This is a genomic window from Paenibacillus sp. NPDC093718 (genome assembly GCF_050279985.1).
In the GTDB taxonomy this organism is placed as follows: domain Bacteria; phylum Bacillota; class Bacilli; order Paenibacillales; family Paenibacillaceae; genus Paenibacillus_AQ.
The window spans coordinates 236,028-259,060 of record NZ_JBNNUS010000004.1 but is presented as its reverse complement, the minus strand read 5'-3'; the positions used below and the strand labels follow the sequence as shown (position 1 = coordinate 259,060).

General features: G+C 51.8%; 19 protein-coding genes. 14 read left to right on the top strand and 5 right to left on the bottom strand.

Annotation, left to right across the window (positions count from 1 at the left end; genetic code table 11):
• Window positions 1-51: 51 nt before the first annotated feature.
• Both ACQKPA_RS14065 and ACQKPA_RS14060 read right to left on the bottom strand, forming a co-directional pair.
• Complete coding sequence (locus ACQKPA_RS14065) at window positions 52-741, bottom strand: CidB/LrgB family autolysis modulator (protein WP_427493138.1); 690 nt, start codon at window positions 739-741, stop codon at window positions 52-54.
• Window positions 738-1,109 carry a CidA/LrgA family protein gene (locus ACQKPA_RS14060; protein WP_427493137.1) on the bottom strand — a complete coding sequence of 124 codons (372 nt, stop codon included), beginning with the start codon at window positions 1,107-1,109 and terminating at the stop codon, window positions 738-740. Before ACQKPA_RS14060 ends, ACQKPA_RS14065 begins: the two co-directional genes overlap by 4 nt.
• A 126-nt stretch (window positions 1,110-1,235) precedes the next feature.
• Here ACQKPA_RS14060 and cidR point away from each other — a divergent pair, with 126 nt between their 5' ends.
• The 10 genes from cidR (at window position 1,236) to ACQKPA_RS14010 (ending at window position 15,014) form a co-directional block, all read left to right on the top strand.
• Window positions 1,236-2,126, top strand: a complete 891-nt coding sequence (gene cidR / locus ACQKPA_RS14055; protein WP_427493135.1) for a cidABC operon transcriptional activator CidR — start codon at window positions 1,236-1,238, stop codon at window positions 2,124-2,126.
• 109 nt (window positions 2,127-2,235) lie between these two features.
• Window positions 2,236-3,858, top strand: a complete 1,623-nt coding sequence (locus ACQKPA_RS14050) for a catalase (RefSeq protein ID WP_427493133.1) — start codon at window positions 2,236-2,238, stop codon at window positions 3,856-3,858.
• A 197-nt stretch (window positions 3,859-4,055) separates the two neighbouring features.
• Complete coding sequence (locus ACQKPA_RS14045; RefSeq protein WP_427493131.1) at window positions 4,056-5,099, top strand: oxidoreductase; 1,044 nt, start codon at window positions 4,056-4,058, stop codon at window positions 5,097-5,099.
• A gap of 145 nt (window positions 5,100-5,244) precedes the next feature.
• Window positions 5,245-6,039 (top strand): delta-lactam-biosynthetic de-N-acetylase, encoded by a 795-nt coding sequence (gene pdaA, locus ACQKPA_RS14040; protein ID WP_427493129.1) that lies wholly within the window; start codon window positions 5,245-5,247, stop codon window positions 6,037-6,039.
• A 147-nt stretch (window positions 6,040-6,186) separates the two neighbouring features.
• Entirely contained in the window at window positions 6,187-8,475 is a 2,289-nt protein-coding gene (locus ACQKPA_RS14035; RefSeq protein ID WP_427493127.1) for an ATP-dependent DNA helicase, read from the top strand.
• A gap of 400 nt (window positions 8,476-8,875) precedes the next feature.
• A complete protein-coding gene (gene rsgA, locus ACQKPA_RS14030) occupies window positions 8,876-9,988 on the top strand; it encodes a ribosome small subunit-dependent GTPase A (RefSeq protein ID WP_427493125.1) in 1,113 nt (370 codons plus the stop codon).
• A gap of 122 nt (window positions 9,989-10,110) precedes the next feature.
• On the top strand, window positions 10,111-10,671 hold the full coding sequence (locus ACQKPA_RS14025) for a MarR family winged helix-turn-helix transcriptional regulator (protein WP_427493123.1): 561 nt from the start codon (window positions 10,111-10,113) through the stop codon (window positions 10,669-10,671).
• An 11-nt stretch (window positions 10,672-10,682) separates the two neighbouring features.
• Window positions 10,683-12,410 (top strand): ABC transporter ATP-binding protein, encoded by a 1,728-nt coding sequence (locus ACQKPA_RS14020; RefSeq protein ID WP_427493121.1) that lies wholly within the window; start codon window positions 10,683-10,685, stop codon window positions 12,408-12,410.
• On the top strand, window positions 12,407-14,278 hold the full coding sequence (locus ACQKPA_RS14015; RefSeq protein ID WP_427493119.1) for an ABC transporter ATP-binding protein: 1,872 nt from the start codon (window positions 12,407-12,409) through the stop codon (window positions 14,276-14,278). Before ACQKPA_RS14020 ends, ACQKPA_RS14015 begins: the two co-directional genes overlap by 4 nt.
• 283 nt (window positions 14,279-14,561) lie before the next feature.
• A complete protein-coding gene (locus ACQKPA_RS14010) occupies window positions 14,562-15,014 on the top strand; it encodes a hypothetical protein (RefSeq protein ID WP_404564116.1) in 453 nt (150 codons plus the stop codon).
• A 125-nt stretch (window positions 15,015-15,139) separates the two neighbouring features.
• On the opposite strand, the gene ACQKPA_RS14005 is transcribed toward ACQKPA_RS14010, so the two are convergent.
• The gene (locus tag ACQKPA_RS14005; RefSeq protein ID WP_427493117.1) at window positions 15,140-15,328 is read right to left on the bottom strand and encodes a hypothetical protein; all 189 of its coding nucleotides are present in this window, start codon (window positions 15,326-15,328) and stop codon (window positions 15,140-15,142) included.
• A 169-nt stretch (window positions 15,329-15,497) separates the two neighbouring features.
• Window positions 15,498-17,051: an FAD-dependent oxidoreductase gene (locus ACQKPA_RS14000; RefSeq protein ID WP_427493115.1), complete on the bottom strand. Its 1,554-nt coding sequence runs from the start codon at window positions 17,049-17,051 to the stop codon at window positions 15,498-15,500.
• A gap of 208 nt (window positions 17,052-17,259) precedes the next feature.
• Between ACQKPA_RS14000 and ACQKPA_RS13995 the strand changes: the two genes are divergently transcribed.
• The 4 genes from ACQKPA_RS13995 to ACQKPA_RS13980 all read left to right on the top strand — a co-directional run bounded on the left by ACQKPA_RS13995 (window position 17,260) and on the right by ACQKPA_RS13980 (window position 21,858).
• A complete protein-coding gene (locus ACQKPA_RS13995) occupies window positions 17,260-18,621 on the top strand; it encodes a spore germination protein (RefSeq protein ID WP_427493113.1) in 1,362 nt (453 codons plus the stop codon).
• On the top strand, window positions 18,614-19,723 hold the full coding sequence (locus tag ACQKPA_RS13990) for a GerAB/ArcD/ProY family transporter (protein WP_427493111.1): 1,110 nt from the start codon (window positions 18,614-18,616) through the stop codon (window positions 19,721-19,723). Before ACQKPA_RS13995 ends, ACQKPA_RS13990 begins: the two co-directional genes overlap by 8 nt.
• Window positions 19,720-20,829, top strand: coding sequence for a Ger(x)C family spore germination protein (locus tag ACQKPA_RS13985; protein WP_427493109.1), 1,110 nt, complete (start codon window positions 19,720-19,722; stop codon window positions 20,827-20,829). Before ACQKPA_RS13990 ends, ACQKPA_RS13985 begins: the two co-directional genes overlap by 4 nt.
• A gap of 78 nt (window positions 20,830-20,907) precedes the next feature.
• Window positions 20,908-21,858 carry an aldo/keto reductase family protein gene (locus tag ACQKPA_RS13980; RefSeq protein ID WP_427493107.1) on the top strand — a complete coding sequence of 317 codons (951 nt, stop codon included), beginning with the start codon at window positions 20,908-20,910 and terminating at the stop codon, window positions 21,856-21,858.
• Here the strand turns inward: ACQKPA_RS13980 and ACQKPA_RS13975 are convergent.
• On the bottom strand, window positions 21,855-22,967 hold the full coding sequence (locus ACQKPA_RS13975) for a GGDEF domain-containing protein (RefSeq protein ID WP_427493105.1): 1,113 nt from the start codon (window positions 22,965-22,967) through the stop codon (window positions 21,855-21,857). The two genes, ACQKPA_RS13980 and ACQKPA_RS13975, sit on opposite strands and share 4 nt — an antisense overlap.
• Window positions 22,968-23,033 lie beyond the last annotated feature (66 nt).

Genomic DNA, 23,033 nt, shown 5'->3' with positions numbered 1-23,033 from the left:
AGACAGCCAAAAAAACCGGCCATCGCCGGTTTTGTCAGGGTTTTAGCAATATTAATAAAGAAAGGACATAATCAGTGGCGCGGTTCCGAGGGTGAAGAGAGCGGCGACGATCATCGAAATGCTGGAGATCGTCCCCGAAAGGGAGCTGAATTCGAATGCCTTGGAGGTGCCGGTTCCATGAGCGCTGGTTCCAAACAGCACGCCTCTTGCGATATCGCCCCGAATCCGGAAGATCCGCATGACCGCCGGTCCGATCATGGAGCCTAGAATCCCGGTCATAATGACAAAGACGGCGGTCATGTTAGGCACCCCCCCAATGACCTCCGAGACGTTCATGGCAATGGGCGTTGTTATGGAGCGCGGCACGAGACTGGTCGCCAGCGAGCTGTTCAGGTGCATCCATTTTGCGAGAAATGCAGAGGATATCATCGCGAGTACCGATCCGGTCAGCACGCTGAGCATAATTTCGGCTGCATGCTTCTTAAGGGTTTGGAAGTTTTTGTACAAAGGCACGGCAAAAGCGATCGTAGCCGGTCCAAGCAGCTTGCTGATCCACTGCGCCCCTTCATTGTATGATTCGTATGATACCCCCGTTTGTGTCAATATCACTACAATCAGTACAGGGGTGATAAGGAGCGGAGATAAATAGACCTTTGGCAGGCGGCGATAAAGTCTTTTGGCCCCCCCATAAATCCCGATCGTTAACAATAAACCGAGAATTACCGTCAACAGGATGTTCATGGTGTTTTTCGCTCCTTTCTGGATGAGATGAAGCCGGCGGTTAGTCCTGAGCTAACCATCACAATGACGGTGCTGAACAAAACCACGGCTAGAATCTGGAGCCCTTCGGCCTCCAGCATAGGGAAATATTTCATGATGCCGACCGCAGCAGGGATGAAGAACAGCAGCAATTCGGCGAGCAGCCAATTGGCGCCAAGTTCGATCCACTCCAGGCGGAGGACTTTGGTTTCGAGAAGTATGAATACAACAACGATTCCGAGAATGCTGCCCGGAATTCCTATATTCAGCCAAGCGGCCAGTTGATCCATCCCTAAGGAGAGAAGCATGAAACCGGCCACTTGGAGCGTTCCTTTCATCATGTGTATCATGACCGGCCTCCTTTATTTTCATTGGTAATGAAATTTTACAACGATAATTTTCATAGGTAAAATGCATATATCGAATGATGTGCATTCCATTTATCTATACATAGAAGAAACCGGAGGGACTATCGGATGGATATACGGCACCTGGAGTATTTTCTTGAGGTAGCGAGGAACCAAAGCTTCACCAAGGCTGCCGAGAAGCTGTATATTACGCAGCCAACGATCAGCAAAACGATTCGCAACATGGAGGACGAGTGGGGCGTAACCTTGTTTTATCGGCAGGGCAAGCGGATTGAGCTGACGGACGCGGGTCATATCATGTATCAGCAGGCGCAGCAAATGGTGGATTCCTTTCAGCGGGTATCGGCCGAGCTGGAGGATCTCATGAACCTGAAGCGCGGCCATCTCCGTATCGGGCTTCCGCCTATGGTAGGTTCCAGCTTTTTCCCGGAGGTGATCGGGCAGTTCCACCGGGAATATCCGAAGATTACCATTCAGCTGATTGAGGATGGCGCCAAGAAGGTCGAAGCGGATGTGGAAAGCGGTCAGACGGATATCGGCGTCGCGGTGCTGCCGGTCAATGAGGATGTATTCCACTATTATTCCTTTGTGAAAGAGAAGCTGAATTTGCTCGTCCATCCATCCCACAGGCTGGCAGGCAGAGATCATGTGCACCTGAATGAGCTTGCCGACGAGGCGTTTGTGTTGTTTCGAGAGGACTTTACGCTGCATGACCGGATTATCCGCGAATGCGTCAGCGCGGGCTTCGAGCCAAGGGTGGTCTATGAAAGCTCGCAGTGGGATCTCATCAGCGGCATGGTGGCTGCCAATCTGGGCATTGCATTGCTCCCGGAGACGATCTGTAAGGAAATCGATTCTTCGCGCGTGACGATACTACCGCTGGATAATCCCTCGATCCCCTGGCAGCTTGGAATGATCTGGAGGAAGGACCGGTACCTGTCCTTTGCCGTCAGGGAATGGATCAGCTTTACGCGTTCCCTCCTGGGCGAGCATGAATAACTTTGTTATAAATTGAAGGGCATTTCATACATTTTCACTCCTTGGACATAATATCCATAGTAAAGAGAACCCATTTTACAAGCCTTATATCCAAGGAGGAATGTCATTCGTGAGTGGCCAAGATCATGATGCTAATAACGGAATAAACCAAGAACGGGCAGGATACGCCGAGAATCGGGGCGAGACGGAGCGGGAGGATACGCTGACTAATCGTCAGGGACATCCTATTTCGGATAATCAGAATGTGAGAACAATAGGGAATCGGGGTCCGATGACCCTGGAGAATTATCATTATCTGGAGAAAATCACGCATTTTGACCGTGAACGCATTCCGGAGCGCGTCGTGCATGCAAGGGGTGCTGGAGCTCACGGTTACTTCGAAGCTTACGGGAAAGTGGGCGACGAGCCTGTTTCGAAGTATACCCGAGCCAAGCTGTTTCAGGTTGAAGGCAAGCGCACACCGGTGTTTGTCCGGTTCTCAACCGTCATCCACGGTGCCGGCTCACCGGAAACGCTTCGGGATCCGCGCGGGTTTGCCGTGAAATTTTACACCGAAGAAGGCAACTGGGATCTGGTCGGCAACAACCTGAAAATATTCTTTATCCGCGATCCGCTCAAATTTCCGGATATGGTCCATGCGTTCAAGCCTGATCCAGCATCCAACGTTCCGGGTCCTGTCGGCATGTTCGATTTTGTCTCCCGTTCCCCGGAAGCGACGCATATGATCACGTTTGTGTTCTCCCCATGGGGCATTCCGGCTAACTACCGCCAAATGCAGGGCTCTGGTGTGAATACATACAAATGGGTCAATGCAGAGGGCAATAGCGTGCTGATCAAATACCATTGGGAGCCGCTCAAGCAAGGCATTAAGAATCTTACCCAGGAAGAAGCAAACAAGATCCAGGCCATGAATGACAGCCACGCGACACAGGATTTATATGAGGCCATTGAACGCGGGGATTATCCGGAATGGGAGCTATGCGTTCAAATTATGAGCGATGATGAGCATCCGGAGCTGGAATTCGATCCGCTTGATGCAACCAAGCTGTGGCCGGCAGATCAATTCCCGTTCCTGAAGGTAGGCAAAATGGTGCTGAACCGTAATCCGGAAAACTACTATAACGAAGTGGAGCAAGCGGCCTTCGGCACGGGCGTGCTGGTGGATGGGCTCGATTTCTCGGACGACAAGATGCTCCAAGGTCGCACATTTTCTTACTCGGATACCCAGCGGCATCGGGTGGGCACCAACTATCTGCAGCTGCCGATCAATGCGCCAAAGAAGCGGGTCGCTACCAATCAGCGCGGCGGGCAGATGTCTTATTACGTGGATAAGGCACCAGGGCAAAGCCCGCATGTGGATTACGAGCCGTCCATGACCGACGGTCTGGTGGAAGCCGCGCAGACGGCGAAGCCGCATCAGCCCCATTATAATGCCAACCTCGTCCGGCAGAAGCTGGACCGTACGCTGGACTTCAAGCAGGCCGGGGATACGTACAGAGCCTTTGAGGAATGGGAGCGAAACGAATTGATTAGCAACCTGGTGGGTGCGCTTATCCAATGCGATATTCGGATTCAAGACAAGATGGTGGAATATTTCACGAATGCGGATGAGGATTATGGACGCCGCGTGCGGGAAGGACTCGAGCAGGCCAGAAAGGGCTCGAACGAGAACGAACGGGAGCAGGCGGTAGAGGATGCAAATCGCATGGGCCATGAGGCGGATCCTTACTAAAATTCGCTAGGTCGAGAGCGGTCTCCAGGTTATCATTTAACTATGGCAATAAAGAAAGCCGCCTGCACAGTGATTAATGTGCAGGCGGCTTTACCATTTGAGGTTGTAAAATATTTGCGGAATGTTAAGATGTTGCAAGGAATCAAAACGATACATATCGAATCAACATAGAACCATGGGAAGAGGAGGCTTGCTTTATGGCAATACAAGCGGGAATCATCGGCTACGGCCTGTCCGGGTCGGTGTTTCATGCACCTATCCTGAGAAGCGTGCCGGATTACGAAGTCCACACGGTTGTGTCATCAGATCCGGACAAGGTTCATAAGGATTTGCCTGATGCGGCAGTTGTCGATAGCGTGGATGAGCTTTTGTCTAATCCGGATATTGATGTTGTCATCATTACGAGTCCGAATGCAACGCATTATGAATATACCCGGTTAGCCATCGAGGCTGGTAAGCATGTGGTCGTCGAGAAGCCGTTTACCATAACATCCGCCGAAGCGGACCAGCTGATTGATCTTGCCAAGCAGAAGGGAGTCCTGCTGACGGTATATCATAACCGCCGCTGGGACAATGACTTTCTGACCGTCCGCAATCTGCTGGAGACGGGGGCGCTCGGCAAGCTTTCCATTTATCAGGCGCAGTTCAGCCGCTACCGTCCGGAGGTGCAAACGGAGCGGTGGAGGGAACAGGGAAATCCCGGGTCCGGCATTCTGTACGATTTAGGTTCGCATCTGCTTGATCAGGCGCTGTTCCTGTTCGGTCTGCCGGAGACGCTGTGGGCGGATTTGAGGACGGAGCGCAAAGGGTCCAAAACCCATGATTATTTTCATCTGGTGCTGGGTTACAAAACGTTTCGTGTTATTCTGCATTCCGGTTCGCTGGTCCGGCAAGCCGGCCCGAAATTCGAGCTGCACGGGGATAAAGGAAGCTTCCTGAAGTATGGAACAGACCCTCAGGAAGGCCAGCTGAAGCAGGGGATGCACCCGGGGGATGCGGGCTGGGGCGAAGATCAGCCGGATCAGTATGGGGAGCTTGCTACCGAGCTGAGCGGGCTTGCGGTTCAGGGCGAGATTGAGACGCTGCCGGGCCGCTACCAGGCCTTTTATCAGGGACTGGCCGAAGCGATTCAGAAGGATGGCCCGTTACCCGTCCAGCCTGAAGAAGCCCGCAATGTGATCCGCATGATCGAGTATGCATTGCAGAGTCATCAGAAGGGCCGATTGATCAAGATCACGTGAGACCCCGCTGAATCCGGTATTCGAGTCCTCGCTGGCCAACACATAGTTTGCTCCGATTTGTGGGATATTAGGTGATGCTACCCTTGGCAGGTCTTTCATCAGGGGAGTCGATCCATATCACAACAATGAAGGAGAGAGAACGGATATGAAGCAACGTGGTATCCTTCGTCCGGCCCTTATGCTTCTTATGAGCTTGGCGGTCATGCTGTCCATCGCCGGAGCGGCTTTGGCGGGCGGAAGCGGCCCGTTTCATTTTGGGTTCAAAAAAAGCGTCAATGGCCAGCTGCCCTCCATCAACGAGGAGGGCTTTAAGGAGCTCCTGCAAAAATACGACGCGATTTTCATGGGCGATGCCGAGCAGAAGGAGCTTTATCTTACGTTTGATAACGGATACGAGAACGGATATACCTCGCGTATCCTGGATACGCTCAAAGAGAAGAAGGTGCCCGCCACCTTTTTCGTGACCGGACACTACGTAAAGACACAGGAAGATCTGCTGAAGCGGATGACGGCGGAAGGCCATATTATCGGCAACCATTCCTGGAATCATCCGGATGTGACCACGATCTCGGCAGAGAAGCTGACCGAGGAACTGGAGCGGGTGAAGAAAGAGGTTATGCGCATAACCGGCCAGCCGGATATGAAATATTTGCGTACGCCGCGCGGCATTTTCGATGAGCGGTCGCTGGCCACCAGCAAACAATTGGGTTATACCAATGTCTTCTGGTCGCTCGCGTATATGGATTGGGACGTGAAGTCCCAGCGCGGTGCGCAGTATGCTTATGATAGGGTCACCGCGCAGCTCCACCCGGGCGCTGTGATCCTGCTGCACTCGATCTCCAAGGACAACACCGAGGCGCTTGGGCGGATCATCGACGAAGCCAGGAATCGGGGGTACGAGTTCAAGAGTTTGGATCAGATGCAGAAGAAAGCCCCGTAAGCATATGTTGCATACAGCGTGCAGAACGCCATCCTGTCAGGATGCCGTCTGCACGCTTTTTGTTGCTGAATGAAGGTAGATGCTTCGCTTTCAGGAACGAATGTTTGGTATAATATCCTTCATAGAACATGAACGAAGGAGACCATCATGCCTCATACTATCCAAATATCCGTCAGGCCGCTGGTGGAATACGTCTTTCGCAGCGGCAGCATTACCTCGGGTTTTCGCACGGCGACATCCCTGACCGAAGGGACCCGGGCGCATCAACAGGTGCAGCGCGACTATGGTGAGAACGATCAGAAGGAAGTTCAGCTTGAAGTGGAGATTCCTTACGAGGATCTTCTCTTTGTGGTGGAAGGTCGCTGCGACGGTCTGATTCAAGAGGAAGAGCGGATGATGATTGACGAGATCAAGTCGACCTCCGGCGATTTGGGCGAGATTACGGAGCACACGTACCCGGTTCACTGGGCGCAGGCCAAAATGTATGCCTATATGTACGCGAAGCAGCAGGGGATTCCGAAGATGGCGGTGAGATTAACCTACTTCCAAGTCCCGAGCGGAGAGCGGAAGCAGTTCGAACAGGAATGGAGCTTGGCTCAGCTGGAATCCTTTGTATTGGAGATCGTGGCGGCTTATGCGCCTTATGCCAACCTGCTGCGGGAGCATGGCGAGCGGAGGGATCAAAGCGTCCGCGAATTGAAGTTTCCCTTTCCCGCCTACCGCGAGGGGCAGCGGAAGCTGGCCGGGGCCGTCTATAAAAGTATCGGGGAAGGTCGAAGATTGTTTGCCAAAGCGCCGACGGGCATAGGGAAAACCATATCCACGCTGTTTCCTTCGGTTAAAGCGATCGGCGAGGGCCTGTTGTCGCGGATTTTTTATCTGACGGCCAAGACGATCACCCGAACCGCCGCGGAGGAAGCCATGGCGCGTATGGAGCGTCAAGGACTCTGCATGCACACGGTCACGCTGACGGCGAAGGACAAGATTTGTTTCCGTGAAGCGGAAGGCTGCAGTCAGATGGGCTGCGCCTTCTCGGAGGGTTACTATGACCGGATTAACGGCGCCGTACTGGATCTGCTCTCGAATGAAACATTGATCACGAGACCCGTTATTGAAGAGTACGCCCGGAAGCATACGGTGTGCCCGTTTGAGTTCTCACTGGATGCCGCGTATGCAGCCGATGCCGTCATCTGCGATTACAACTATGTATTCGACCCGCGCGTATCCTTCAAGCGAATGCCGGAGGAAGTGAAGAAACGCAGCGTGCTGCTTATTGACGAGGCTCACAATCTGGTAGATCGGGCGCGGGGAATGTTCTCGGCCGAGCTGAATAAATCGGCTTTTCTGGAGCTGCAACGAGCTTACAAAGAGAGCAATCCCGCACTATACAACGCGGCGAAGCGGGTGAATAACCGCTTTAAAGTGCTGCGCAAGGTTAGTAGGGAGGAAGAGCGGATTGTCGGGTCCCAGCAGCCAGAGATGATGGTTGAGCTGCTTGAGGATTTCTCGCTCCAGGCGGAGGCCGAACTGATGACCGGCAAGAGCGGGGATGAGGCCGATGCGCTACTGGAGTGCTATTTTGCCGTGCAGGGGTATCTGCGCATCTCCAAGCTGTATGACGACCGTTTTGTCACGTATGCGGAGATGAGTCAGAGCGAGGTGTTTCTCAAGCTGTTTTGTTTGGACCCTTCTTATTTGCTCCAGCAAGCGGGAAAAAACTACCGCTCCAGCGTATTCTTCTCGGCAACACTCATGCCGCTCGGATATTATCGCGACATGCTGGGAGCGGAGGAAGAGGACTACAGCCTCTCGATTCCCTCCCCCTTCTCTTCCGAGCAATTGGATGTTCGAATATTGCCGTTATCGACGCGCTTCAAGGATCGGGAGCGCAATAGCGAGGCCATCGTCCGGATGCTGAGTGCACTGGTTCAGGAAAAGCCGGTGAATACCTTGATCTTCCTGCCGTCCTATCCCTACATGCAGGATATTCATGAGGCGTTTGCCCGAATGAATCCGGGAGCGCGTACCTTGCTCCAGGGGCATGGGATGAGCGAGGAGGAGCGGGAGGCATTCCTGAATGCCTTCCAGGCGGATGCGGAAGATCCGCTGATCGGTTTTGCCGTGATGGGGGGGATTTTCTCCGAAGGCATCGATCTGAAGGGAGAACGGCTTTCGAGCGTCGTGGTCATCGGTGTTGGATTACCGCAGCTATCCTTCGAGAATGATATCATCAAGGATTATTTCGACCGCACCGGCAAGAGGGGATACGATTATGCCTATGTGTACCCGGGCATGAACAAAGTGCTGCAGGCCGGAGGTCGCTTGATCCGATCGGAGCAGGACAGCGGGACGCTGACGCTCGTGGATGACCGCTTTCTGAATCGCCAGTACGGAATGCTGCTGCCGGAGGAGTGGAGGCATTACAGGCGCATCTAATTTTTTCTTGAGATGTTGACACTTGGAAATACGAACTCTATAATACGGATATATTAATTAAGCTGAAGGAGGCTGATGTCAGATGGTTATGATGCATAGTGGATGGGTCGCATTGACGTTGGTCTCTTTGGACGGGAAATTCTAATGGTATAGGGGTATAAGGCATGTAGCTATACTTGTCTTTAACTCCATACTGAAGAGCCCCGCAGGAGACCGTGCTTGGTATCCTGCGGGTTTTTTGTGTCTATGCAAGGGGCTTGGAATGACCTTTAACGGCTTGGCTGTATGGGGATTAATGCCTTCTTCTTGCATAGATTCAGATCAGCCGCGGATACAAATCTGCGGTTTTTTTTGTGTTTGATAACAACCAATCCAATAACGATAAGGGGATATAACGAATTTGACTAAACAAGACATGACCATGCTACAAGCCTATGGATGGAATGAACATTGGAGTTTGATGGCCGGGCAGATCCCGCAGCAGGATAAAGCCCTGGTACCTGCACGCATCACAGCCCAATTCTCGAAGCAATACCGCATTATTACGCAAGAGGGAGAGCAGTCCGCGATGGTCACGGGCAAATACGAATACGAAGCAGCCAGCAAAAGCGATTTTCCCGCTGTTGGCGATTGGGTTATGGTGGAGCCGCTGCAAGGGGAATCCCGTGCCGTCATTCATCAGCTACTCCCCCGAAAGTCCGCGGTGACACGCAGGGAAGCGGGAAGCGTCCCGGATGAGCAGATCATTGCCGCAAACATGGATACTGTGTTTATCATTAATGCGCTGAACAAGGATTTTAATGTTCGCCGAATTGAACGCTATCTGATTGCGGTCTGGGAAAGCGGAGCCGTACCAGTCGTTCTGCTTACCAAGGCGGATTTATGTGAATCGCCGGAAGATTATGTCGCGCAGGTAGAGGCTGTTGCACCGGGCGTGCCGGTTCATGCGGTGAGCTCCTTGATGGATCAAGGGAAGGAGCAGCTGCAGGCTTATCTGGTGCAGGGGAAGACGGTTGCGATTACGGGTACCTCCGGGGCCGGTAAGTCCACCCTCCTGAACTGGCTGTCAGGTCAGGAGATGCAGCGGGTTCAAGGGATACGCGAAGAGGACGCTAGGGGACGGCACACGACGACGCATCGAGAGCTCTTTGTGCTGCCGGGAGGCGCGATTATGGTGGATACGCCGGGCATGCGGGAGCTGCAGCTGTGGGATTCGGAGGAAGGGTTTGAGGCAACCTTTGCGGACATTGCCACGCTCGCCCAGCAGTGCCGGTTCCATGATTGCCGTCATGAGACGGAGGCCGGCTGTGCGGTTCAGGAAGCGCTCCTGGACGGAACACTGGATCCGAAACGATACGCGAATTACAAGAAGACGGAGCGGGAAATGGCCCATATCGCCCGTAAAGAGAGGGTCAGCACCCGCCGTCAGAATAAGAGTTCAGGCAAGACCTCACGGAAGAGCGACAGAGACCGAAAGGGGGCGTTCCAGCAGCTCCTGTACGATGACGAATAATGGATGTTACGGGAGGTCCGGAGTCGATTTGACTTCGGCCTTCTTTCAGGTATATAGTTAGGTAACCAAATAAATTGGCAGACTATCTATTTATTGAAGTGGTTGCAGAAAAGAGGTGGACCATGGCAGAGGATAAACATCCAGATTTACATAATGAGAACCACGGGAAAGAGGAAAGAGAATCGCGAGAAGGGCTGTGCATGAAGGGCGGCAGGCGAGAGGATAGCGTCGCCGGCAGGCTCTTGTACAGCATTCGCATGTTCCACAAGCAGGAATGGGATCAGCACTTGATTTCCGGCTATACGCCCGGCGAGATCCGCGTTCTGATGGGACTCAAACATCATATCGAGCCTGACGGCCCCGGTATGAAAGTGTCCGAAATCAGCAGCATGATGAATGTTACGTCACCCACGATCACCCAATTTATTAACGCTCTGGAGAGCAAAGGTCTGGTGGAACGGGTGATGGATGTACAGGATCGACGTGCGGTGCGCGTACAGCTTACCGAGGAAGGGAACCGCGTTGTCCAGGAAACCTATCAGAACGTCAAGAACAACTTTAACGAGCTGGTGGATTTTCTGGGAGAAGAGGACAGCGTCAAACTGACGGAGCTGTTAACGAAGGTGTATCATTTTCACGAGCAAAAACGCAAAACGAATGAAACGACATCAGACAACGAGTAGGGGTGGGAGATTTGTTAAAACTGTTTCACTACATGAAACCGTACCGGACCGCGGTCATTTTTGTCCTGCTGTTCACATTTTTCCAATGTTTGTCTGATCTGTACTTGCCGACCTTGATGGCGGACATCGTGGATTATGGCATCGTTGAGGGAGATGTGCCTTACATTTGGCGTGTGGGCGGCTTTATGCTCCTGGTAGCAGCAGGGGGCATGGTGTGCTCTATTGCCGCGAGTTATTTGGCATCCAAATCCGCTACGGGATTCGGGAAAATTGTTCGGGGACGCGTCTTCTCCCATGTGGAGAACTTCACGCTGCAGAAATTCGATAAGATTGGTACGGCATCCCTGATTACCCGTACAACGAACGATATTACGCAGGTACAGCAGGTCACGATCATGATCCTGCGCATGATGGCGATAGCACCGATGATGTGTATCGGGGGCATTGTGATGGCCGTGTCAAGAGACCCGGGACTGACTACGGTTCTTCTAATCGTCCTGCCGATTCTGGCACTGGCTATTTTCCTCATCGCCAAAAAAGGGATTCCACTCTTCAAAGCGATCCAGGTAAAGATTGATACGCTGAGCCGCGTGCTGCGGGAGAATCTGACCGGAATCCGGGTCATCCGTTCCTTCAACCGGATGGACCATGAAACCGTCCGTTTTAACGACGCGAACGAGGACCTGACGGCCACTTCGATCAAAGTCAATAAAATCATGGGGGCGATGATGCCTGTCATGATGCTGGTCATGAACTTTGCCACGCTGGCGATTGTCTGGTTCGGAGCCCACCGCATAGAAGGCGAGTATATGAAGGTCGGCGACCTTATGGCATTTCTCCAATACGCGATGATGATCATGTTCTCTCTCATCATGTTATCCGTCATGTTTGTCATGATTCCGCGTGCACAGGCATCGGCGGTTCGGATCAATGAGGTGTTGAACATGATGCCGGAGATCCATGATCCGAAGCAGCCGGCCGTTACCGGCGTGGAGCACGGCTCGATCGAATTTCAGGATGTAACCTTCTATTATCCGGGTGCAGAGGAGCCCGCCATATCCGATATTTCCTTCCGTGCCGGTCCGGGTGAAATCACCGCAATTATCGGCGGAACCGGCTCAGGTAAATCGACGCTGATCAGCTTGATCCCTCGCTTCTATGACGTTTCCTCGGGGCGGATTCTCGTCAATGGTACGGATATCCGGGACATGATGCAGGAGAACCTGCGGGGCCGAATCGGATTCGTGCCGCAGAAGGCGCTGCTCTTCACCGGTACCATCGCGGAGAATATCCGCTACGGTAAAGAAGATGCAACAGACGAGGAGATCCGGTATGCAGCGAAGGTTGCTCAGGCCGCCGATTTCATCGCCTCCATGGAGGGCGGATACGATGCCGAGATTTCGCAAGGCGGCAGCAACGTATCCGGCGGCCAGAAACAGCGGCTTTCGATTGCTAGGGCGCTGGTTCGACGGCCTGAGATTTATGTGTTTGACGACAGCTTCTCGGCGCTGGATTTCAAGACGGATGCCAATCTTCGGGCAGCGCTCCGCGAGGAAACGACGGAAGCTACCGTTCTGATTGTCGCTCAGCGGGTAAGCACCGTCATGGACGCTGACCGGATTATCGTGCTGGATGAGGGACGCATTGCCGGCATCGGCACGCATGAGGAGCTCATGGCTTCCAGCGATGTGTACCGCGAAATCGTTACCTCGCAGCTGTCAGAGGAGGAGATCGCATGAGTGAGAAGAAACGGGGAGGACATCCCCGGGGACCTGGCGGTCCCTTTGGCGGCCCGCACGGGCCCGGAATGGCGGGGGAGAAAGCCAAGGATTTCAAAGGCACTTTTCGCCGGTTAACGCGATATCTCAAACCGCATACCGGCAAGCTGCTGATCGTTTTGATTGCAGCTATTCTCAGTACGATATTCAGCATCGTGAGCCCGAAAATATTAGGGGATGCGACCACGATCCTGTTCAAAGGCTTCATGGCCAAGATGCAAGGCGTTCCGGGTGCCGGGATCGACTTTGACGCTATTCGGACGATCATGCTCTGGCTTGCAGGCTTATATCTCTTAAGCTCTCTATTTGCATACATCCAGCAATATGTTATGGCTGGTGTGGCCCAGCGGACCGTGTATGATTTGCGTAAGGATGTTTACAATAAACTCGGCCGTTTGCCGCTGAAATATTTTGACGCTCGGACGCATGGGGAAACGCTGAGCCGGGTGACCAACGATATGGACAATATCAGCAGTACGCTGCAGCAGAGCCTGACGCAGATGATTACCTCCGTTGTCACGCTGGTCGGCGTCATCGTGATGATGCTCACGATCAGTCCGCTGCTGACGTTGGTGGTTATTCTGACCTTGCCGCTTAGCGTGGTGGTCACGATTGTGGTTGCCAAGCGCTCGCAGAAGCATTTTGTGGCTCAGCAGAAGCATTTGGGTGAGCTGAACGGACATGTGGAAGAAATGTACACGGGTCATAAAGTGGTGAAGGCCTTTGGCCGCGAACGACAGTCCATGGAGCAATTCGATGAGGTCAACGACAAGCTTTATGATGCCGGTTGGAGAGCCCAGTTTATATCGGGTACCATTATGCCGCTGATGGGTTTTGTCGGAAATATCGGTTATGTGATCGTCAGTGTCGTCGGCGGGGTGTTGGTTACCCGCAGAGCGATTGAGATCGGGGATATTCAGGCATTCATCCAATATTCACGCCAATTCACGCAGCCGATTACCCAGCTTGCGAATATCGCAAACGTCATTCAATCCACCGTCGCATCGGCAGAGCGCGTATTTGAAGTGCTGGATGAGGAAGAAGAAGTGTCCGAGCACACAGCTCCGGCAGCGCTCAAGAAGCCGCTTGGCGATGTGTCTTTCGAGAATGTGAGCTTCGGCTATAAAGCGGACCAGCTTCTGATCGAGGATATGAATGTGGACGTGAAGCACGGGCAAACGGTCGCCATCGTCGGACCGACCGGCGCCGGGAAAACCACACTCATTAATCTGTTGATGCGGTTTTACGAGCTGAATCAGGGCAAGATTACGATAGACGGCACGGATATTACGGCTCTTCGGCGCGGTGAACTCCGCAGCCTGTTCGGGATGGTGCTGCAGGATACATGGCTCTTTAACGGTACGATCCGGGAGAATATCGGATATGGACGCGAAGGCGCCACGGAACAAGAGATCATCCTTGCAGCGGAAGCGGCTCACGCGGATCATTTCATTCGGACACTGCCGGACGGCTACGATACCGTATTAAACGAGGAGGCCTCCAACATATCGCAGGGGCAGAAGCAGCTTCTTACGATTGCGCGTGCCATTCTGGCTAATCCATCGATTCTGATCCTCGACGAGGCAACCAGCAGCGTGGATACCCGAACGGAGCTCTATATCCAGAAAGCGATGAATGAGCTGATGAAGGACCGCACCAGCTTTGTCATAGCGCATCGACTGTCCACGATCCGGGATGCGGACCTGATTCTGGTCATGAACAAGGGCAGCATTATCGAGCAGGGAACCCATGAAGAGCTGCTGTCTCAAGGCGGCTTCTATGCGGACCTGTATAACAGTCAATTCAGCGACCAGCATGAGGCTGGATAGCGAGGCAAGGAATGTTATAACAAGAAGACCCATTCGAATGAAGCGGGTCTTCTTTTTTTGACTAAAGGCCGCCTCCATCAAGCTGATAACGGATCGGCCCATGAAGGCCGACACGGACGGGGAAATAGATATGAACGCCTGCGGCCGTATCCGTCAAGCCGCGCCGCTTAAGGCTTTTGACAGGCTCGGAGTAAGCCGGCAGGCATATTTGTTATTGCATTTTCATATGGTTCTTTTATAATGATGTTTATGTTTATATCTTTAAAGGGAGCCATGATCATTATTGAATAAGTCCGAACTGAACCGAATTACGCAAGAGCTTCTACGTCGGTCGGGCAGCAGTGTCACCGTGGAGATGGAGGCGTATTTTCCAGGGGGCCGGTTAATCGGCGGAAAATATGTGATGCATTCGCACAGCGTGACCATGTATACCGAAGTCATACGCCAGCAGTGTTTGCAGCTGTTTGGCACGCTTGAGCCGTTTCATGCCTATTTTGCGGTGGTATTCGCACATGAGCTGGGCCATTCAATGGACATGACCCTGACAGAGCTGTGCGACCGGATGGATCGAACGGTGGATGAATGGGATCAGAGGCAGCTCGCGCTTCAAATCGAGGAAAATGCTTGGAATAACGCCATGCCTTGGATCCAGGATATCGATCCCGATTTCATACAGGTCATCGTGGATCAGTCGCTTGCGGCATACCGCGAGGAGCTGGCGCCGGAAATCGCTTAGGCCTGCAAAGGTAATCCAGATCCAGGTCATAACATAACAAAGGCACCCGTCAGGGTGCCTTTTTGCAATTGTAAGAAACTATAAACATCCGTGATTTACTACCTTGGAGGCATGTTGAAGGGTCTCTAATATCGTATGTTATACAAAATAAAACCAAAGATGGCAGCCACCACAATGAAGGCACCTGCAGCGGCAAGGGTCATTAAAAAATCACTAAGCAGGCTTTGCTGCCGGATACCGCGCAGCTTCTCCTGCGCTTTTTTCTCCGAGACGTCCTCTTCAATTCGATCCAAATACTCAGGGCCTAGAACCATTGGCTGTCCCTCCTGTAAACGATGTGTAAGCTTATACCAGAAATATGTTATTTTTGGTTGGATTTAGGTTGTTTCTGGTGTGTTGCCCCATGTTATAAAAAAGAAGTGAAGCTCGGATGGGCTTCACTTCTTTTTTAGGTAAGGCGCCATTGAGGGATCGCGCTTCAGCTCAACTCTCCGGGTCCAGCTGCTTCAACGGCTCAATGGCCGGCCCTTCAAGCACCTCGCCGTTATAGCGATAGCGTGATCCGTGACATGGGCAATCCCATGAGCGTTCGCCCTCGTTCCATTCCACCTCGCAGCCGAGATGGGTACAGGTCGTATCCACGAGATGGAGATTCCCCTGATCATCCTTGTAAGCCCCGGCGCGCTGACCGTTATGGCGGACGACTGCGCCTTCGCCGGCCTTTAGCTCGGTTATATCGGCGTGGGATAATTCCACCTTGCCGGCCACAAAATCCTTCGCAACCAAGGCATTCTGGACGACGAATGTTTTGATGCTCGGATCCGCTTTGAAGCGGGACGGGCTGTACACCTCGGAGTAACGGTTCTCTTTCTCCAGAATTTGATCGCTAATGATCTTTGCGGCTAGCGTACCAGTCGTCATTCCCCATTTCCGGAAGCCTGTCGCAACAAAGATCCGGTCTTGATTGGACGTGATCGGCCCGATATAAGGCATATTGTCCAGTGTGATCAGGTCCTGAGTCGACCAGCGATACGGAATGGCAGAAGCGCCCAGCAGCTTTCCTGCAAAAAGCTCCAGATTTTCGTAATGCTGATGGGTACAGATACTGCGGCCCGTCGGGTGATTCTCACCTCCGACGATAACCAGCTCCTCACCGTCATAAGAAGCTGACCGCAAGGAACGCGTTGGCTGGTCTACGCTTAGATACATCCCTCCCGGATAGGCGGTTTCGGGTTTGACAGCAATGGCGTAGGAGCGTTCCACATGCAGCCGCGTGAAGAACAATCCTTTCTCGTCAACGAACGGAAAATGAGATGCCGACACTGCGTGATTGCAAGTGATCCGATGTCCGCCCCGTTTGGTTAGCAGCGTAATCGGTCCATCGGTTTCGGCCTTTTCATCCATGGTCGTGTTCTCATAGATCCGCCCCCCGAGTTTCAGAAATTGTTCGGTCAAATGTTTAAGATATTGCAGAGGATGGAATTGATACTGACCAGGCATCTTAATGGCTCCCCGAATCCGCATAGGCAGAGGAAGACTGTCCTGCCATTCTCCCGGAATGCCGAGCTTCTCATAAGCTTTGATTTCATCCTCGAGCTTTGTGAGATACTTGTCCTCCTGTTGTGCGTAGATATAGGCATCCTCCAGCTTCAGCCCGAATTTCCCTTCGTCTCCGCCAATAATATCTCGAATGAATTCGATCGCTTCGCGATTTCCTTCGTAGTAGTGCCTTGTCTTCTCCTCTCCAAAATGATTCAAAAATTCATGATAGATCAGCCCATGCTGTGCCGTTACCTTCGCGGTTGTAAAACCTGTTGTTCCGTTCAGAATGCGGCCTGCATCGACGACGACCACATCTTTACCTGCCTTCGCCAGCAGATAGGCTGTGGTGATTCCGGTTATGCCGGCTCCGACGATGGCCACATCCGCTTCAATATCCTCGGCCAAGCGTGGGAAGTCGGGCAGTTCGGTAGTCGCTCTCCACAGCGACACCGGGTATTGCGGTAGCCCTTGGTACGATGAATTGGATGGGTTCATTCACGATTCCTCCTCAGTTTCTAGGGGTCTTGCCCTTAAACTCAGACTCTGTCTTCATTATTACCACATGGGAATGATTAGAAACGAGCTGATTTCGATTCGCTGCTTTCTTACGTTTTCTGGATGATTGTAAATAATTTGGGACATTTGTGCAGAACCTAAGGAAACAGCGTGAGATTCGGAATTTAGTGAAATGAGGGGTGGTAACATGACCAGCGGACCATATTTAAAGGCGGAGGATGCCAAGAAGTGTCTGCAAGAACATCTCCGTAATGTCGGGGACATCGAGCAGCGCGAGCTGAAGAATGAAGGTGAGCACGCGTTATTGATTTATCTTAAGAGCATGTGCGATCCCATCATGATTAACGAAAATTTGATAAACCGTTTTTATGAGCTGAAATCTTTGGATCTATATGACCAATTCCTCCGGTCCTTTCCCTCAAGCGTGGAACCGAAAGATGAACAGGAATTGCTCCGTAATATACTAAGGGGCTGCGTTGCCATATTTCTCCGGGACAGCGTGCTTCTGTTTGACGCCGTATTGGTTAATGCAGGCGCCATTCAGCCTGCCAGTACGGAGAACGTCATTCAGGGTCCCGATGATTCGTTTACGGAAAATATCGAGGTGAACCTGAACCTGATTCGTCACCGTTACCAAACCGCCAATTTAAAGACGGAATTCATGACCGTTGGTAAAATATCACAGACCCGAATCATCATTATGTACGATGCCTGCAAAGTGGAGGAAGTGGTATTACAGGAGCTTAAAAAGCGATTGTCCGAGCTCAAAGCAGATATTGTGCAATCGGCCTCCGAAATTGAGAGGCACACGATGCACCCTAAGTTTCGTTTGTATCCAACACTCATGCTAACCGAACGCCCTGACCGGGCCGTATTGAATATATCTCAAGGAAAGATTGCGGTGTTGATGGATTCAACGGGGTATGCGCTTCTGCTGCCGGCCATATTCAATGATTTCTTCACGGCGATGGATGACAAAATACAGCTTCCTCCAATCGGCTGGTTTCTCAAGGGAATACGGTATATCGCCTTGTTTATCACCGTGCTGATGCCAAGTCTTTATGTGGCCTTCACCTCCTACAATCCGGAAATATTGAGGATGCAGGTTACGCTGCTTATTGCGGGAAGCCGGGCTACGGTGCCGTATCCGTCCTTCTTCGAAGTGATTTTCATGCTGCTCGCGATGGAATTTCTGACGGAGGCGAGTGTTCGGCTGCCCAAAGCGATTGGTCAGACCGCTACCACGGTAGGGGGTCTCATTCTGGGAACCGCTGCTACGGAGGCGGGATTGGTTAGTAACATCATGATCATTCTGGTTTCCGCGGTTGCAATAACAAACTTCGTGATCCCGATAACGATGATGAGCTCAGGCATCCGTGTCACGAAGTATTTGTTCATTATACTGGCCACCTTCTTCGGCTTGGTCGGCATCGTTTTAGGCATGGTGGCCATGATCATGTATCTTACGAGCCTCAGGTCCTTCGGCAAACCATACTTGAAGATGTTTGCTGTGGACTGGAATAAGAAAGGAGATCAGCGAAGTGGTTAGAAATAAATATTTTTATTACCTCTTCCTGCTCAATGCAACCATCAACCTGATTAATTATGTCCCTCGCATCTTGATTACGGATCGCTTTGACGGTGCGCTGATGTCGATTCTCGTGTCCATTCCAATTGGCGCCTTCCTGTTGTTTACTTTCGTGAAACTGATTCAGAAATTTCCGGGACAAGGGCTGCCGGAGATTTTCCACTCGGTTATGTCCAAGTGGATATCCGGCATCCTGCTTTTTTTATACGGACTCGCGTGGTTTTTCTCCAGCGTGATCACCTTGGTCAGTTTTGTTGATATTACCTCCCGCTACATTAGTCCGGATGTATCTCCCTATATTGTTCTGATGGGATTTCTGGTGGTGGTTGGACTTAGTGCCAGGCTGGATTCCGAGTCGATTCTCTATGCCCTGGAGATGATTCTGTACATCTGTGTGCCTATTATCGCCTATATGTCATGGCGTATCTTCAGCAATCCTTATTTCAGCTGGGATGCCGTAAGGCAAATCATTACCTATGCGTGGAATATGCCCAATTATGAAACGGTGGCGGCGGCAACTTTTATTTTTACGGGCTACGTGAACATGGTGGTATTCAATCGGATATTTCACCGATTCAGAGTGCGTCATGTATGGGCTATTGTAGTATTCAGTTTGCTTACCCTTCTGGTTTCGATCTTTGCACCCATCGGCATATTGGGCGCTGCAGGCGCCGGTGGACACGTGTACCCTGCCTTCTCGACGGTAGACTCGCTACGGATTCGTTATTTCATCATTGAACGGATGATTTATGTCTTCTACGTGGTGTATATGTGCCTCTCCCTCGTGAATTCCATCATTCACTGGCATGTGGGTAAGGAACTGATTCTGGGAAGCTTCGGATTAAAGGTCGATAAGGGCGAAGCGATGACGAAAAGGAGGAAAATCGAATGGTGGGTGATTCTCCTCTTTTCCCTGATTACCTTCGGCACGTCGTTTATCGTGAATCAATACATACTAAATGATATGGCGATTGTCTTTCTGGATGTCCGGTTCGCAGGGGAGTTCCTGCTCATTGCCCTGTTATTCTATGCGGTATGGAGGAAAAGGAGGAAGAAGGCATGAAGGACCTGAAACGATGGCTGGTCTGGCTCATGTGCTGCTCTTTTTTGTTACTGTCGGGATGTGATTTTAGGGATATCGATCTCAGACTTTTTGTCGTGTCTATCGGTATTGATGTCTCGAAGGAGAACCCCGACATGAACCGATTCAGCTTCAAAATCGCGATTCCTTCGGGAGACCCGAAGACCGGGGATAAGAAGTCAATCCTTATTACGCAGGAAGCGACAAGCATAGCCGAAGCGATCAGGGAGGTCAAATCCAAAGTGGATAAGGAGCTTGACTTTGGACATTGCAAGGGGGTCATGTACGGCGAAGCATATGCCCGGGAAAATATCAGTAAAATTCAAGACTGGACTGTTCGGAGGCGAGACATGCAGCTGCTGATGTATCCGGCGGTTGCCATCCCTACGGCAGAAGCTATATTAAAGGCTGATCCCCCAACGGAGCGGATCGCCGGAAACGCGATATTTCTGGCGCTCAGTGAAGAGGGGACAGAATCCCCTTTCATTACCAAGACATACTCCTTCGATCTGACCCGCCGAATGATGGAGGAAGGGGAAGATCCGGTTATGCCCGTCGTGGAAACGAGCGGCGACCAAGTTCTGAATATCAACAAGGTAGCTTTGATGGATAAGAACAAGGTGAAGGTGATTCTGAATCAGGAGGAAACCAGGCTGTATAACCTGCTTGATCTTCGGAACTTAAGCACCAATTTCGGGACGAAGGTTGAGGGCCAATTGCTTGAAGTGAATACGGACAGGACCCGGGCTAGATATAAGATCATAACGGATAAATCTGGGGAAGAAACCATTGACTACAAGATTCGGATCACGGCGATTTTGGAGGAGAAGGAGGATCCCGAACAACTGGATCCGAAGGCTCTGCGTAAGATCGAAGAGCAATTTAGCAAGGAAATTTCCCAATCGGTAAAAAACCTGCTGGAGAAGATTCAAAAAACAGGCCTGGACCCGCTGGGTTTCGGCCTCCGATATGGAGGTACGCACTGGAACAATCAGACGGAGATGGAGGAATGGCGTGCCATTTACCCCCATATCAAGTTTAATGTATCGGTCAGGTTAAGGATAAAGTCGACCGGGTATAAACGTTAGACAAGGCATATCTGTCTATCGTACAGGAAGATGTTACAATATAGAAAGCATCTATCTTGTATGAAGGAGGTTTCACATATGGAATTTAGAAGATTGGGCGGAAGCGGACTGAAGGTTAGCGATATCAGTCTCGGGAGCTGGCTGACGTACGGGGGATATGTGGAACGGGAGAATGCCGTGAAGTCGATTCAAACCGCATATGGACTCGGCGTTAATTTTTTTGATACGGCGAATGTGTATGCCCAGGGGGCGGCTGAGGTGGTCGTCGGGGAAACCTTGAGAGCTTTCCCACGGGAATCCTATGTCCTGGCCACGAAGGTATTCGGCAAGATGGGGGACGGACCCAATGATCAGGGACTTTCCCGCAAACATATCAGAGAGCAGTGCGATGCGAGTCTGAAGCGGCTGGGTACCGATTACGTCGACATCTATTACTGCCATCGATATCATGAAGAAACACCGCTAGAGGAAACGCTGAGGGCGCTGGATGACCTTGTCCGGCAAGGTAAGGTGCTCTACATCGGAGTCAGCATGTGGACTGCGGCCCAGATGGAAGCGGCTTTGGCCGTTGCGGACCGGTACTTGCTGGACCGCATCGTGGTGAATCAGCCTCTGTACAATATGTTCGAGCGCAAGATCGAGGAGGAGATCATTCCTTTAGGCGAGAAGAAGGGCATTGGACAAGTGGTCTATTCTCCTCTAGCTCAAGGGCTTCTGACTGGCAAGTATGCCTCCAAGCAAGCCGTGCCGGAGAACAGCCGCGCATCGAAGATTGGAGCCGACCGGCTCAAAATGAGTGAAGACCGCATTCAGAAGGTGCAGGCTCTGGGTCTCGTTGCAAGCGAGCTGGGTATGACCGTCGGCCAATTGGCCTTAGCCTGGATTCTGCGTCAGAACAACGTAGCCAGTGCGCTGGTGGGTGCCAGCCGTCCGGAGCAGGTGGAAGAGAATGTGAAGGCCTCCGGCATGAAGTTGTCTCCGGATACGCTGACTGCCATTGAAGAAATACTGAAGGCGGATCCGAATTAAGAAAGGATCAGGTCATTGATTTCTGGAGCGGAGCATACGCGGTTGCGCCCGCTGTCCTTGGCGCGGTACAGCTCGCGGTCCGCTTGCTGAAGCAGCACCTTGGCATTTTTCGACCGAATCGTATCGGGGTGTACAGCAACTCCAATCGACACGGTGATCTGAATCTTGGTTCCGTCTTCCAGGACAAAGATATGGTCCGCTACGGCGGCCCGGATTCGTTCCGCAATAGCGGCCGTCTCGTCGATGGTCGCTTCCGGGACCAGCACCGAGAATTCTTCCCCGCCGTTGCGGGAAACTTCGTCAAAAGAACGGGAATGCTCCCTCAGCACTTTGCTGAGCTGCTGCAAAACGGCATCTCCGGCCGAATGGCCGTAGGTGTCGTTTATTTTTTTGAAATGATCAATGTCCACGACAAGAACACCCAACCGTTCGCTGAAATGCTGGGCTTCGAGAAAACGTTCTGATAACAGCTGCTCGAACTGGCGCAAATTATGAAGACTGGTCAAGTAATCCGTCTCCGCATTTTTCTTCATCTGCAGAAATAGTTGATTGGACGTGTTAATATACTCGGTCAGCATGTAGATGACCACCGTGGCGAGCATCGATATGATGAGGTGCTGCGTGAAGACGGTATACACCTTGTGGTGGTCCGGGATATTCATCCACATAATACATAGGAGCACCAGCATGCTTGATACACTCATGAGCAGCATTTTGCCTAAACGTTCCCAATGGAGACGAGAAAGCATCCCGCAGATGATGCCGATCAGCAGCATGCCGGCTCCTGCAACGGCAGAGGAAGCGGACATGCCGAACAGAAGCAGCCGCCCGAGTGCAATCAGCACGCCGGCAATCAGAGACGGAAGCCAGCCCAAGTAGCTGGCAATCACGACAATGGCCAGATGCCGCAAATCCGCGAAAAACCGGGGGTCAATCGGGAACGAATAGTACATCAGGATGATCCCATAAATGCCAAAGAGCAGTCCTGCGTTGATCTTAACGTTGATAGACGGCGTCACAACGCCGGCCACATATTTTTTGGACAGCAGTCCGGATAGGTAAAGGAAAGTCACAAATATACAAAAGTTGGTGAACAGTATATTAGTCATGGGGGATCATTCCTTTCATGTACCCTGCGCAAGACGGCAAGGCGATGAAGACATTCACCCCTTATT

Excerpts from the sequence above, each read along its gene's own strand:
- ACQKPA_RS14015 (WP_427493119.1), top strand. The coding sequence starts at position 12,407 with ATGAGTGAGAAGAAACGGGGAGGACATCCCCGGGGACCTGGCGGTCCC.
- ACQKPA_RS14005 (WP_427493117.1), bottom strand. The coding sequence starts at position 15,328 with ATGGTTCTAGGCCCTGAGTATTTGGATCGAATTGAAGAGGACGTCTCG.
- ACQKPA_RS14035 (WP_427493127.1), top strand. The coding sequence starts at position 6,187 with ATGCCTCATACTATCCAAATATCCGTCAGGCCGCTGGTGGAATACGTC.
- ACQKPA_RS14045 (WP_427493131.1), top strand. The coding sequence starts at position 4,056 with ATGGCAATACAAGCGGGAATCATCGGCTACGGCCTGTCCGGGTCGGTG.
- ACQKPA_RS13995 (WP_427493113.1), top strand. The coding sequence starts at position 17,260 with ATGACCAGCGGACCATATTTAAAGGCGGAGGATGCCAAGAAGTGTCTG.
- cidR (WP_427493135.1), top strand. The coding sequence starts at position 1,236 with ATGGATATACGGCACCTGGAGTATTTTCTTGAGGTAGCGAGGAACCAA.
- ACQKPA_RS14025 (WP_427493123.1), top strand. The coding sequence starts at position 10,111 with ATGGCAGAGGATAAACATCCAGATTTACATAATGAGAACCACGGGAAA.
- ACQKPA_RS14060 (WP_427493137.1), bottom strand. The coding sequence starts at position 1,109 with ATGATACACATGATGAAAGGAACGCTCCAAGTGGCCGGTTTCATGCTT.
- ACQKPA_RS13975 (WP_427493105.1), bottom strand. The coding sequence starts at position 22,967 with ATGACTAATATACTGTTCACCAACTTTTGTATATTTGTGACTTTCCTT.
- pdaA (WP_427493129.1), top strand. The coding sequence starts at position 5,245 with ATGAAGCAACGTGGTATCCTTCGTCCGGCCCTTATGCTTCTTATGAGC.
- ACQKPA_RS14000 (WP_427493115.1), bottom strand. The coding sequence starts at position 17,051 with ATGAACCCATCCAATTCATCGTACCAAGGGCTACCGCAATACCCGGTG.
- ACQKPA_RS14065 (WP_427493138.1), bottom strand. The coding sequence starts at position 741 with ATGAACATCCTGTTGACGGTAATTCTCGGTTTATTGTTAACGATCGGG.
- ACQKPA_RS13985 (WP_427493109.1), top strand. The coding sequence starts at position 19,720 with ATGAAGGACCTGAAACGATGGCTGGTCTGGCTCATGTGCTGCTCTTTT.
- ACQKPA_RS13980 (WP_427493107.1), top strand. The coding sequence starts at position 20,908 with ATGGAATTTAGAAGATTGGGCGGAAGCGGACTGAAGGTTAGCGATATC.